General features: G+C 63.7%; 9 protein-coding genes. 5 read left to right on the top strand and 4 right to left on the bottom strand.

Annotated elements, in window-relative coordinates:
• Nucleotides 1-159: 159 nt before the first annotated feature.
• A complete protein-coding gene (gene rbfA / locus ACLFKU_RS09920) occupies nt 160-525 on the top strand; it encodes a 30S ribosome-binding factor RbfA (RefSeq protein WP_008922231.1) in 366 nt (121 codons plus the stop codon).
• 76 nt (nt 526-601) lie between these two features.
• Nucleotides 602-1,537 (top strand): tRNA pseudouridine(55) synthase TruB, encoded by a 936-nt coding sequence (truB, locus tag ACLFKU_RS09915; RefSeq protein WP_368582704.1) that lies wholly within the window; start codon nt 602-604, stop codon nt 1,535-1,537.
• 122 nt (nt 1,538-1,659) lie between these two features.
• Here the strand turns inward: truB and ACLFKU_RS09910 are convergent, their stop codons facing one another.
• The 4 genes from ACLFKU_RS09910 to ACLFKU_RS09895 form a co-directional block, all read right to left on the bottom strand.
• Nucleotides 1,660-3,222 (bottom strand): DHA2 family efflux MFS transporter permease subunit, encoded by a 1,563-nt coding sequence (locus ACLFKU_RS09910; protein ID WP_368582705.1) that lies wholly within the window; start codon nt 3,220-3,222, stop codon nt 1,660-1,662.
• Between the two features lie 34 nt (nt 3,223-3,256).
• On the bottom strand, nt 3,257-4,498 hold the full coding sequence (locus tag ACLFKU_RS09905) for an EmrA/EmrK family multidrug efflux transporter periplasmic adaptor subunit (RefSeq protein ID WP_176108913.1): 1,242 nt from the start codon (nt 4,496-4,498) through the stop codon (nt 3,257-3,259).
• 82 nt (nt 4,499-4,580) lie between these two features.
• On the bottom strand, nt 4,581-6,101 hold the full coding sequence (locus ACLFKU_RS09900) for an efflux transporter outer membrane subunit (protein WP_410848952.1): 1,521 nt from the start codon (nt 6,099-6,101) through the stop codon (nt 4,581-4,583).
• Nucleotides 6,102-6,153: 52 nt separating this feature from the next.
• On the bottom strand, nt 6,154-6,669 hold the full coding sequence (locus ACLFKU_RS09895; protein ID WP_410848951.1) for a MarR family winged helix-turn-helix transcriptional regulator: 516 nt from the start codon (nt 6,667-6,669) through the stop codon (nt 6,154-6,156).
• A 326-nt stretch (nt 6,670-6,995) separates the two neighbouring features.
• On the opposite strand from ACLFKU_RS09895, the gene typA reads away from it, so the two are divergent.
• The 3 genes from typA to odhB all read left to right on the top strand — a co-directional run bounded on the left by typA (nt 6,996) and on the right by odhB (nt 13,502).
• Nucleotides 6,996-8,825, top strand: a complete 1,830-nt coding sequence (gene typA, locus ACLFKU_RS09890; RefSeq protein ID WP_176108910.1) for a translational GTPase TypA — start codon at nt 6,996-6,998, stop codon at nt 8,823-8,825.
• 406 nt (nt 8,826-9,231) lie between these two features.
• Complete coding sequence (locus ACLFKU_RS09885) at nt 9,232-12,093, top strand: 2-oxoglutarate dehydrogenase E1 component (protein WP_368582708.1); 2,862 nt, start codon at nt 9,232-9,234, stop codon at nt 12,091-12,093.
• 140 nt (nt 12,094-12,233) lie between these two features.
• Nucleotides 12,234-13,502, top strand: a complete 1,269-nt coding sequence (gene odhB / locus ACLFKU_RS09880; protein ID WP_176135844.1) for a 2-oxoglutarate dehydrogenase complex dihydrolipoyllysine-residue succinyltransferase — start codon at nt 12,234-12,236, stop codon at nt 13,500-13,502.
• Nucleotides 13,503-13,553 lie beyond the last annotated feature (51 nt).

Genomic DNA, 13,553 nt, shown 5'->3' with positions numbered 1-13,553 from the left:
AGCCCGCTGCGTCGGGTTTGTCGCTGGCTTCGTTGCCGCGTTCGTCGCAAACGGACTTTCACCGGTCGCGGCGATCGCGACGCCGTCGTATCGAATGGATAACGAACACGGCTCGCGCGAACCAATTTTTGCATCCGTTATAGCGGAGCACACAACACCATGCCTAAGAAACGTACTACTCCCAATCGCAACGTGCAGATCGCCGATCAGATCCAGCGCGACCTGGCCGAGCTGCTGCGCGAGGTCAAGGATCCGCGCATCGGTATCGTCACGTTTCAGAGCGTCGAGCTCACACCCGACTACGCGCACGCGAAGGTGTACTTCACGACGCTGACGGGCGACCCGCAGCAGACGCTCGAAGCGCTGACGCACGCGGCCGGCCATCTGCGCAACCTGCTGTTCAAGCGCCTGCATATCCATACGGTGCCGACTCTGCATTTTCACTACGACAAGACGATTGAGCGGGCCGTGGAGATGTCGCGGTTGATCGACGAGGCAAATTCCACGCGCGCGAAAGACGACTGAGCGTCTGCGATGCGTCGCGTTCCAGTAGCGCGCGGCGCCGTTTTTCGTGTTTCCCGAACGTTCTGCCTTCCTCGACATGACCGCACCTCAACGCCCCCGCGTGCCGCGTCGCGCGCTCGACGGCGTGCTGCTGCTCGACAAGCCGCTCGGCCTGTCGAGCAACGACGCGCTGATTCGTGCGAAACGTCTCTATCTGGCGAAAAAGGCGGGCCACACCGGCACGCTCGATCCGCTCGCCACCGGCTTGCTGCCGCTTTGTTTCGGCGAGGCCACCAAGTTTTCGCAAGACCTGCTCGAAGCCGACAAGACCTACGAGGCCACGATGCGCCTCGGCATCCGGACGACCACCGGCGACGCCGAGGGCGAGGCGCTCGACATCCGCGCCGTCGACTGCGACGAAGCGGCGGTGCGGGCGGCTTTGCGGGGATTCATCGGCGAGATCGTTCAGGTTCCGCCGATGTACTCGGCGCTCAAGCGCGACGGCAAGCCGCTGTATGAGTACGCGCGCGCCGGGCAAACGGTCGAGCGGGAAGGGCGGCCGGTGACGATTCACGCGCTAGAGCTGATTGCGTGCGCGCTACCGGATGTCACGTTTCGCGTGACGTGCAGCAAGGGCACGTACGTGCGCACGCTTGCCGAGGATATCGGCGAGGCGCTCGGCTGCGGCGCGCATCTGGTTGCGCTGCGCCGCACCGGCGTCGGCGCGCTGACGCTGGATCATTCGGTCACGCTCGACGCGTTGTCCGCCGCGACCGAGCTCGAACGCGACGCATGGCTGCAGCCGGTCGACGCATTGCTGTCGACGTTCCCGCAGGTCACGCTGAACGACGACGACACGCGTCGCTTCTTGCACGGCCAGCGCCTGAAGCTGTCGTCGTTGACGATCGCCGCTGATGCCGCGAATGCCCCGCGCGTGAGGGTGTACTCGGCGCAGGGGCGGCTTCTGGGGGTCGCGAAACCGGGCGAAGGGGTGCTCGCGCCCGAACGTCTGGTCGTGACGACGGAGAGCTAGAGGCCGCCGTTTTGCCAGCACCGCGCGGACAATAAAAAAGCGGGATCGCCATCGTGCGATCCCGCTTTTTTCACGCCCTACAGTGGAGCGGTGTCGAACTCAGGCAACGCCCCGAATACGACTCAATGCGCCGCAGCCGCCGCCGCTCCCGAGTCGCCGCCCGCCCGTTCCGGCCGCGTGATCCAGATCAGCGCAATCAGCGCGACAAAAATACCGGCCGAAATGAAGAACAGATCGTTCACGCCGAGCTGCGCGGCCTGCTGCGTGACCATGGTGTTGAAGAGACCATAGGTCTGCTGCTGGTCCAGGCCCGCCGCGCCCATCTGATGAATCGACTGACCAAACACCGGGTTGTAGGCGTTCGCCTGCTCCGTCAGTTGCGCGTGGTGCATGATCGTGCGGTGATCCCACGCGGTCTGGAAAATCGACGTGCCGATACCGCCGCACATGATCCGCACGAAGTTCGACAGCCCCGAGGCCGCCGGAATCCGATGGCCCGGCAAGCCCGACAGCGTGATCGACACGAGCGGAATGAAGAAGCCAGCCATGCCGATTCCCTGAATCAGCGTGGGCAGCATCAGCGAGTACGTATCGACGCCCGTCGTATAGCGCGAGCGCATCCAGAAACACAGCGCGAAAATCAGGAACGACAGCGTCGCGATATAGCGCGGATCGGTGCGCGGCAGCACCTTGCCGGTGATCGGCGACAACAGGATCGCGAACACGCCGACGGGCGCCATCACGAGTCCCGCTTCGGTCGCGGTGTAGCCGATATCGGTCTGCAGCCACAGCGGCAACAGCACGAGATTGCCGAAGTAAAGCCCATAGCCGATCGACAACGCGATCGTGCCGCCAGTGAAATTACGTCGGCTGAACAGCGACAGGTCGACCACCGGATGCTCGGCCGTCAGCTCCCACACGATGAAAAACGCGAGCGCGATCACCGCGACGAGCGCGAGCACGACGATCGTCGTCGACGAGAACCAGTCGAGGTCCTTGCCCTTGTCGAGCATGACCTGCAGCGAGCCGACCCAGACGATCAGAAGACCGAGACCGACGCCGTCGATTGGCGCCTTCTTGATCACCGAGTCGCGGTTGCGGAAGATCATCCACGTGGCGGCGGCCGCGACCGCGCCGACCGGAATGTTGACGTAGAAGATCCACGGCCACGAGATGTTGTCGGAAATCCAGCCGCCGAGAATCGGACCGGCAACCGGCGCGATCAGCGTGGTCATCGCCCACATCGATAGCGCCATTGGCGCCTTCGCGCGCGGATAGCTCGCGAGCAGCAGCGTCTGCGACAGCGGGATCATCGGGCCGGCCACCGCGCCTTGCAGCACGCGCGACGCGAGCAGGAACGGCAGGTTCGGCGACAGCCCGCACATCCATGACGACAGCACGAATAACACGATCGACGCCATGAACAGCCGCACCTGGCCGATGCGGTCGGTGAGCCAGCCGGTCAGCGGCACCGAGATCGCGTTGGCCACCGCGAACGATGTGATCACCCAGGTGCCCTGGTCGGACGACACGCCGAGGTCGCCGGAAATCGACGGGATGGACACGTTCGCGATCGACGTGTCCAGGACGTTCATGAACACGGCGAGCGACACCGCGATGGTGCCGATCACCAGTTGCGCGCCCTCGAGCGGCGGGTGAGGGACTTGCGCCTGAGCCTGAGCCATTAACGGAGCCTTCTAGGAATCGTCGGGCGGAGCCTTAGCTCTTGTGGGCAGCCGGTTTCGTGGCGGCCGCGGCGCTCGCCGCGGTCGACTTCTGCGCTCCGCCGTTCGCGTTCTGGCCCGCGTTTTCCGCGATGATGCGCGCGATTTCCGCGTCGGCTTCGGCGCCGTACTTGTCGAAGACGTTGGTCTGGTAGGCCGTGGACGGCGCCTGACCGAGCTGGCCGCCGGTGTCGTCCTTGATGTTCACGTCAGCCTGCATCGACAGACCGATACGCAGCGGATGCTTCTCGAGTTCCTGCGGATCGAGCGAAATACGCACCGGCAGACGCTGCACGACCTTGATCCAGTTGCCGGTCGCGTTCTGCGCGGGTAGCAGCGAAAACGCCGAGCCCGTGCCGGCGGAGAAGCCGATCACCTTGCCGTGATACGGCACCGAAGAGCCGTAGACGTCGGCCGTCAGTTCGACCGGCTGGCCGATGCGCATGTGCTTCAGTTGCACTTCCTTGAAGTTCGCGTCGACCCACACGTCATGCAGCGGCACGATCGCCATCAGCGGCGTGCCCGGCGACACGCGTTGGCCGACCTGCACCGAACGTTTCGCGACATAGCCGGTGACCGGCGCGGGCAGCGTATTGCGAGCGTGGTTCAGGTACGCGTCGCGCAGCTTCGCGGCGGCGGCCTGCACGTTCGGGTGATTCGCGATCGTGGTGTTCGCGGTCAGCGCGCGGTTTGCCGCGAGTTGCTGTTTGGCGGCGTCGAGCGCGGCTTGCGCGCTCTTCACGGCGTCGCGTGCGTGCGAGATTTCTTCCTGCGATACCGCGCCGGTCTGCGCGACCGTCATACGGCGCTTCAGGTCGTCCTGGGCTCGCGACAGGTCCGCCTGGCTCGCCGCGACCCGCGCTTCGTACTGGCTGTCGTCGGCGAACAGACCCCGCACCTGACGCACCACCTGCGCAAGATTGGCCTCGGCCTGTTCGAGCGCGACGCGCGCGTCGGCGGGGTCGAGCACGACGAGCGGGTCGCCGGCCTTGACGACCTGGGTGTCGTCCGCATTGACTGCGATCACGGTGCCCGTGACCTGCGGCGTGATCTGCACGACGTTGCCGCTCACGTAGGCGTCGTCGGTGTCTTCATGGAAGCGTGCGTCGAGGAAGTAGTACAGGCCGTACGCGACCGCGGCAATCAGGATCACGATGACGAGCAGCGTCATCATGCGCTTGCGTTTGCCGTTGTTCGCCGCTTGCGGTGGAGTGGCGGGCTGCTGGGGGGTGCTCATTGATGTGCTCCGGGTTCTTTTGAACGTCGTCGTTTGTTCGGTGTTCGTGTGTATGCGTGTGTATTGGCGCGGGCGGTCTCGCTCAGTTCGCGGCGGTGCTCGTGGCGTGGTTCGCGGAGTTGGCCGATGCGGGAGCATCGGTCGGCACGATGAGACCGGTCTGGGTCGCGTCGAAGCCGCCACCCAGTGCCTTGATCAGGCCGATCTGCAGACTGCGGCGGCGCATCTGCAGACCCGTGACCGTCTGCTCGGCGGCAAGGCGGTTGTCGTCGGCGGTTAGCACCTGCAACTGCGGCGACAGGCCGGCCTTGTAGCGGATCACGGCCAGCTGGTATGCCTTGCTCGACGCCTCGAGCGCGCGCTGGGCGTCGCCTTCCTGGCGGTCGATCGAGCGGATCGACGACACCTGCGTGGATACGTCCTGCAGAGCGTTGATCAACGTCTGGTTGTAGTTCGCGACGTCGCCCTCGAAGTCGGCGTAGCGGCCCTTCAGCTGGGCGCGCAACGCGCCGGCGTCGAAGAGCGGCAGATGGATCGCCGGGCCGAACTGGATCTGACGGCTCGACGAGGTCAGGAAACGGCCCCAGCCGAACGCATCGAAGCCGAAGCCGGCCGCGAGATTCACGTCCGGGTAGAACTCGGCTTTCGCTTCCTTCACGTCGTGCATCGCGGCTTCGACCTGCCAGCGCGCGGCGACGATGTCCGCGCGACGCGCCACGAGGTCGGCCGGGATGTTGTCCGGCAGCGCGACCACGTTGCCGCCGGTGAGCACCGGCTTGTCGATCAGCAGGCCGCGGTCCGGGCCTTTGCCGAGCAGCGCGCCCAACTGGTAGCGCACGACGGTGATCTGGCCGTCGAGATCGGTGAGGTTCGACTGGCTCGTCGCGATGTTGCCGGCGGCGGTCTGCTTCTCGACGTTGGTGTCGAGACCGGCCTTCACGCGGTTGTCCGTGATACGGCCGACGTCCTGGCGGTTCGCGATTTCACGCGCGGCGATGTCGCGGAACGCGTACAGCTGCGCGAGCTGGTTGTAGGTGCTCGCAACCGACGCGGCGAGCGTCACGCGCGCCTGCTGCATGTCGGCTTCGGCGGCTTTCTGCTGCGATACGGCCTGGCCGAGGCGCTGACGATTCTTGCCCCACAGGTCGAGATCCCACGATGCGCTCGCGAGCACGTTGTTCTCGCTAAACCAGGTGCCGCCGAACGGAGGCGGGAAGAGGGCGTTCGCCGAGTACAGTTCGCGGGTCCACGAATAGTTCAGTTCGGCCTTCGGGAATAGCGCCGAGCGCGAGCTTTCGATATACGACGAAGCCTTCGCGAGCCGCGCCTGCGCCTGGGCGATCGACGGGCTGCCCTCGAGCGCTTCCGCGATCAGCTTCGGCAGTTGCGGGTCTCCGAACTGGTTGGCCCAGTCGAGCGATGGCCACTGGCCGCCCTCGTTGGGCAGACTCTGCGTCGACTCGTACTGCGTCGGCGAGGCGATCTGCTTGTCGCTCTTGACGCCGAAGTAGTTCGCGCACCCCGTGAGGGCGAGCGCCGTCACCGCGGCGGCGACAGCGGCCCGGCTCGACAGCGCGGGCGCGGACAGGGAAAGGGATTTCATCGCTCGACTCTTCTTTGAGTGGAATGTAGTGATGGACGCAGCAAGCAAGCTATTACGATTTGCTATCGGGATGGCTCGAGGCATCGCGGGAAAGTCCCGTGTATTCGCCGGAATTGGCGAGCACGCGGCGCAGCATGCTCTTCAGGAAGCCCACTTCCTCCGGGGTGAACCCGTTCAGCAGGGTGTCGAGCACGCCGTTGAAAATTGCCGGCATGCGGGCCGCGATCGCATTGCCTTCCGGCGTCAACGCGAGGCGCACGACGCGCCGGTCTTCGTTACTGCGCACCCGCGTGAGCAGGCCGCGCTTTTCGAGTCGGTCGATCAGGCGCGTGACGGCGCTTGCGTCGATACCATATTCACGGGCCAACTCGGCCGCGAGCAGGCATTTGCCGCTCGCCACCATGAACAGGATGCTGCCTTGCTGGCTAGTGATGCCGAGCTCGGCCATGCTGCGCTGCGTAACCAGATTGTGCAGAGTCGATTTCACCCGCGAGATGAGATAACCGACGCTTTCGCCGAGTTGATACTCGCTGAGGTCCGGCGTGGGGTCGTGGGACGGCTCCGTCATGATTCTCGTGCGATTGCAATGGTTGACTAGGCATTAGTATAGCTGGCTGTTGATTGACACGACAAGCGTAAATACAGCTTAGGCAAGGATTATTTCCTGCTCTAGCGAGATGCCGTACGGATTGGCGTAGGGCGCGGATGACGCGGTATTCGCAAAGCTCAACGGGGACCCGCAGAGCTACGGTCTATCGGGGAATACCAGAAAGGATCATCAGCGCGTGCTATACTTTTGGGTTCCCAAAAGTGCGCTTTGGGCTTGTTGTCGTGGTTTGGCTCCTCAACCAGCAGCATAAGCAAGCGGCGCACTCAACCGTCTTCAGGTTTCCTATGACCCGCGCCCTACGCAACATTGCCATCATTGCTCACGTCGACCACGGCAAGACTACGCTCGTCGACCAGCTCCTCCGTCAGACCGCCACGTTCCGCGAGAACCAGCAGATCGCCGAGCGCGTGATGGACTCGAACGACATCGAAAAAGAGCGCGGCATCACGATCCTGTCGAAGAATTGCGCGGTGGAGTACGAAGGCACGCACATCAATATCGTCGACACGCCGGGGCACGCCGACTTCGGCGGCGAAGTTGAGCGCGTGCTGTCGATGGTCGACTCGGTGCTGCTGCTCGTCGACGCGGTGGAAGGCCCGATGCCGCAAACCCGCTTCGTCACGAAGAAGGCGCTCGCGCTCGGCCTGAAGCCGATCGTCGTGATCAACAAGGTCGACCGTCCGGGCGCGCGGGTCGACTGGGTGATCAACCAGACCTTCGACCTGTTCGACAAGCTCGGCGCGAGCGAAGAGCAGCTCGACTTCCCGATCGTCTACGCATCGGGGCTGAACGGCTACGCGGGTCTCACGCCTGACGTGCGCGACGGCGATATGCGTCCGCTGTTCGAGGCAATCCTTCAGCACGTGCCGGTGCGCCCGGCCGATCCGGAAGGTCCGCTGCAACTGCAGATCACGTCGCTCGACTACTCGTCGTACGTCGGCCGTATCGGCATTGGCCGTATCACCCGCGGGCGTATCAAGCCGGGCATGGCCGTCGCGGTGCGCTCGGGCCCGGAAGGCGAAATCCTCAATCGCAAGATCAACCAGGTGCTGTCGTTCAAGGGCCTCGATCGCGTGCAGGTCGACTCTGCTGAGGCGGGCGACATCGTGCTGATCAACGGCATCGAGGAAGTCGGCATCGGCGTGACGATCTGCTCGCCGGAACAGCCGGAAGCGCTGCCGATGATCACCGTCGACGAACCCACGCTGACGATGAACTTCCTCGTCAACTCGTCGCCGCTCGCGGGCCGCGAAGGCAAGTTCGTCACGAGCCGTCAGATCCGCGACCGCCTGATGAAGGAACTGAATCACAACGTCGCGCTGCGCGTGCGCGATACCGGGGACGAAACCACGTTCGAAGTGGCGGGCCGCGGTGAGCTGCACCTGACCATTCTGGTCGAAAACATGCGCCGCGAAGGCTACGAGCTGGCCGTGTCGCGTCCGCGTGTCGTGATGCAGGAAATCAACGGCGAGAAGCACGAGCCGTACGAAAACCTGACCGTCGACATGGAAGACACCCACCAGGGCGGCGTAATGGAAGAACTCGGCCGCCGCAAGGGCGAAATGCTCGACATGGCGTCGGACGGCCGTGGCCGCACGCGTCTCGAGTACCGTATTTCGGCACGTGGTCTGATCGGCTTCCAGTCGGAATTCCTCACGCTGACGCGCGGCACGGGTCTGATGAGCCACACCTTCGATTCGTACCAGCCGGTCAAGGAAGGCGCGGTCGGCGAGCGTCGCAACGGCGTGCTGATCTCGCAGGACGACGGCGCGGCAGTCGCGTACGCATTGTGGAAGCTGCAGGACCGCGGCCGCATGTTCGTGTCGCCGGGTGAAGCGCTGTATGAAGGCATGATCATTGGCATTCACAGCCGCGACAACGATCTCGTCGTGAACCCGATCAAGGGCAAGCAGCTCACCAACGTGCGCGCGTCGGGCACCGATGAAGCGGTGCGTCTCGTGCCGCCGGTTCAGCTGTCGCTCGAATACGCTGTCGAGTTCATCGACGACGACGAGCTGGTCGAAGTCACGCCGAAGTCGATCCGTCTGCGCAAGCGCTACCTGAAGGAACACGAGCGCCGCAGCGCCAGCCGCAACAAGGTTGCCGGCGAATAAGCGGGACTCGAATCCGTCTGGACAGCAGGCAACGGAAGCCACCTTCGGGTGGCTTTTTTGTTTTCGGCGCGTCGGCACTTGTGGCGTTGCATCATGCCTAGGCACTTTCCGGACGACACAGGTGTAGACACCTATTGCGCAATTCGCCTTCTCATTTTCTACAGAAGACTATTGCGCGCTTTGAAGAAGCACCCCGTCACCCGCGAAACGCCCGCCATCACAGGCTTTCCCGCGTGTGCTGTCCGCTATCTGGGCTATTCGTTCTGTGCTATGCTCCCGGGTGCAAAGTTTTAGGTCCTTCCAAGCAAGACTTGATTCGCGCAATCCGCTAAACGGTCAGGCCGTGTCGCGGAAGGTTCTGTAACCCGCTATTTCTCGAGAAGCTCGAAGAAAGGTGAGCGTAAAAATGATGAAGCAATTCCAGTCGAACTCTTATCTGTTCGGCGGCAATGCTCCGTACGTTGAAGAAATGTACGAAGCGTATCTCGATAATCCGGCGTCAGTGCCCGAGACCTGGCGCAGCTATTTCGATGCGTTGCAGAACGTGCCCGCATCGGACGGCAGCAACGCCAACGACGTGGCCCACGGCCCGATCGTCGAATCGTTTGCACAGCGCGCCAAGGCCAATGCCTTCCTGCCGCGCGCAACGACCGGCGGCGAAGATCTCGCAACTGCCCGCAAACAGGTTTACGTCCAGTCCCTCATCGGCGCATATCGCTTCCTCGGCTCGCAATGGGCCAATCTCGATCCTCTGAAGCGCCGCGAACGTCCCGCGATCCCCGAACTTGAACCCGCGTTCTACGACTTCACCGAAGCCGACATGGACCAGGAGTTCAGCGCAACGAATCTGTACTTCGGGTTCGAGCGCGCGACGCTGCGCGAGATCGTCAAAGCCCTGCGCGACACGTACTGCGGCACGATCGGCGCCGAGTACATGTACATCAGCGATCCAGAACAGAAGCGCTGGTGGAAGGAACGCCTCGAATCGATCCGTTCGACGCCGAACTTCAGCAACGACAAGAAGAAGCACATCCTGAACCGCCTGACGGCCGCCGAAGGCCTCGAGCGTTTCCTGCACACCAAGTACGTCGGTCAGAAGCGCTTCTCGCTCGAAGGCGGCGAGAGCTTCATCGCGGCGATGGACGAAGTCGTGCGTCACGGCGGTCTGCGCGGCGTTCAGGAAATCGTCATCGCGATGGCTCACCGTGGCCGTCTGAATGTGCTGGTCAACACGCTCGGCAAGATGCCGGCCGACCTGTTCGCTGAATTCGAAGGCAAGCACGTCGATGATCTGCCGGCTGGCGATGTGAAGTACCACAAGGGCTTCTCGTCGGACGTCGCGACCGAAGGCGGTCCGGTTCACCTGTCGCTCGCGTTCAACCCGTCGCACCTCGAAATCGTCAACCCGGTGGTCGAGGGCTCGGCGAAGGCGCGTATGGACCGCCGCGGCGACGAAAACGGCATCCAGGTGCTGCCGGTGCAGATCCACGGCGACGCGGCCTTCGCAGGCCAGGGCGTCGTGATGGAAACGCTGAACCTCGCGCAAACGCGCGGTTACGGCACGCACGGCACGCTGCACATCGTCATCAACAACCAGATCGGCTTCACGACGTCGGACCCGCGCGATTCGCGCTCCACGTTGTACTGCTCGGATGTCGTCAAGATGATCGAAGCGCCGGTGCTGCACGTGAACGGCGACGATCCCGAAGCTGTCGTGCTGGCCATCCAGATGGCGATCGACTTCCGCATGCAGTTCCACAAGGATGTCGTCGTCGACATCGTCTGCTTCCGCAAGCTGGGTCACAACGAGCAGGACACGCCGGCGGTCACGCAGCCGCTGATGTACAAGACGATCTCGAAGCACCCGGGCACGCGCGCACTGTACGCTGAAAAGCTCGTGCAGCAGGGCGTCATCAAGGCCGACGAAGGCGAAGAATTCGTCAAGGCCTACCGCAAGGCGATGGACGAAGGCCACCACACGGTCGACCCGGTGCTCTCGAACTACAAGAGCAAGTACGCGGTGGACTGGGTGCCGTTCCTGAACCGCAAGTGGACCGACGCGGCCGACACGGCCGTGCCGCTCGCGGAACTGAAGCGCCTCGCCGAGCGCATCACCACCATTCCGGAAAACTTCAAGGTTCACCCGCTCGTCGAGCGCGTGATCAACGACCGTCGCGCGATGGGCCGCGGCGAAGCGAAGCTCGACTGGGGCATGGGCGAGCACCTCGCGTTCGCATCGCTGGTCGCGTCGGGCTACGCCGTTCGTCTGACCGGCCAGGATTCGGGCCGCGGCACGTTCACGCACCGTCATGCGGTGCTGCACGACCAGAACCGCGAGCGCTGGAACGACGGCACCTACGTGCCGCTGCAGAACATCGCCGAAGGTCAGGCGAAGTTCACGGTGATCGACTCGGTGCTGTCCGAAGAAGCGGTGCTCGGCTTCGAATACGGCTACTCGACCGCTGAACCGAACACGTTCGTCGCGTGGGAAGCGCAGTTCGGCGACTTCGTGAACGGCGCACAGGTCGTGATCGACCAGTTCATCTCGTCGGGCGAAGTGAAGTGGGGCCGCGTGTCGGGCCTGACGATGCTGTTGCCGCACGGCTACGAGGGCCAGGGTCCGGAGCACTCGTCGGCGCGTATCGAGCGTTTCCTGCAACTGTGCGCAGACCACAACATGCAGGTCGTTCAGCCGACCACGCCGGCGCAGATCTTCCACCTGCTGCGTCGCCAGATGATCCGTCTGTTCCGCAAGCCGCTGATCGTCGCAACGCCGAAGTCGTTGCTGCGCCACAAGGAAGCCGTGTCGGATCTGTCGGAACTCGCGAAGGGTTCGTTCCAGCCGGTGATCGGCGAAGTGGACGAAACCATCGACGCGAAGAAGGTCAAGCGCGTGCTGGTCTGCTCGGGCCGCGTGTACTACGACCTGGTCGCGCATCGCCGCGAAGCGAAGGTGAACGACGTCGCGATCGTCCGTATCGAACAGCTGTATCCGTTCGCTCACAAGCAGTTCGAAGCGGAATTGAAGAAGTACGACAACGCAACCGAAGTGGTGTGGGTGCAGGACGAGCCGCAGAATCAGGGCCCGTGGTTCTACATCGAGCACCATCTGAAGGAAGGCATGAAGGAAGGACAGAAGTTGGCGTACAGCGGCCGTCCGGCTTCGGCTTCGCCTGCAGTCGGCTACTACGCGAAGCACTACGAGCAGCAGAAGGCGCTGGTCGAAGGCGCTTTCGGCCGCCTCAAGAGCGCGTCGATCGCCAAGTAAAGAAACAGACGAGCCGGGAGAGCGCAGTGCGCTTTCCCGCGCCGCGCCGAACGTTCCCATGTGGTTCAGGCGCAGTGCGCGCGGTTCGCAGGCGGTCGTGAAAATGCGCCGTCACCCGATACGTATTCAGGATACTCATAATGGCTATTGTTGAAGTCAAGGTTCCCCAGCTCTCCGAGTCGGTCTCGGAAGCGACCATGCTGCAGTGGAAGAAGAAGCCCGGCGAGGCTGTCGCTCAGGACGAAATCCTCATCGAAATCGAGACCGACAAGGTCGTGCTCGAAGTGCCGGCTCCGGCAGCAGGCGTGCTCGCGCAAGTCATCTCGAACGACGGTGACACGGTCACGGCGGACCAGGTGATCGCGAAGATCGACACGGAAGGCACCGCAGGCGCCGCCGCTGTCGAAGCGGAAGTGAAGCCGGCTCCGGTCGCCGCAGCGGCTCCCGCGCCCGCGGCTCAGGCTGCTGCCGCAACGGGCTCGAACACCGCTGCTTCGCCGGCTGCCGGCAAGCTGATGGCCGAGAAGGGTCTGGCTGCTGGCGACGTCGCCGGCACGGGCCGCGACGGCCGCATCACCAAGGGCGACGTGCTGACCGCAGGCGCTCCGGCTGCCAAGGCTGCACCGGCGCCGGCTGCCGCACCGAAGGCTGCCAAGCCGTCGCTGCCGGACGTCAAGGCTCCGGCATCGGCCGACCAGTGGCTGAAGGACCGTCCGGAACAGCGCGTGCCGATGTCGCGTCTGCGTGCGCGTATCGCCGAGCGTCTGCTCGAGTCGCAGCAAACCAACGCCATCCTCACGACGTTCAACGAAGTGAACATGGCGCCGGTCATGGATCTGCGCAACAAGTACAAGGACAAGTTCGAGAAGGAACACGGCGTGAAGCTCGGCTTCATGTCGTTCTTCGTGAAGGCGGCTGTTCATGCGCTGAAGAAGTTCCCGCTCGTGAACGCGTCGATCGACGGTAACGACATCGTCTATCACGGCTACTTCGACATCGGTATCGCGGTCGGTTCGCCGCGCGGTCTGGTGGTGCCGATCCTGCGCAACGCAGATCAGCTGAGCCTCGCCGACATCGAGAAGAAGATCGCCGAATTCGGCCAGAAGGCGAAGGACGGCAAGCTGTCGATCGAAGAAATGACCGGCGGTACGTTCTCGATCTCGAACGGCGGCGTGTTCGGCTCGATGCTGTCGACCCCGATCATCAACCCGCCGCAGTCCGCGATTCTCGGCGTGCACGCCACCAAGGAACGCGCTGTGGTCGAAAACGGCCAGATCGTGATCCGCCCGATGAACTACCTCGCGCTGTCGTACGATCACCGCATCATCGACGGCCGCGAAGCCGTGCTGTCGCTGGTCGCGATGAAGGACGCGCTGGAAGATCCGGCACGCCTGCTGCTCGACCTGTAAGCGCCCGCCCGGAGCGCGCCGGCTTGTGAAACCGCAAGCCGGCGTCATCTA

Origin of the sequence: Paraburkholderia sp. EG304, from assembly GCF_046543485.1 — a bacterium.
Classification (GTDB): Bacteria; Pseudomonadota; Gammaproteobacteria; order Burkholderiales; family Burkholderiaceae; genus Paraburkholderia; species Paraburkholderia youngii.
The sequence above is the reverse complement of the archived record's forward strand: the minus strand, read 5'-3'. Positions and strand labels throughout refer to the sequence as shown.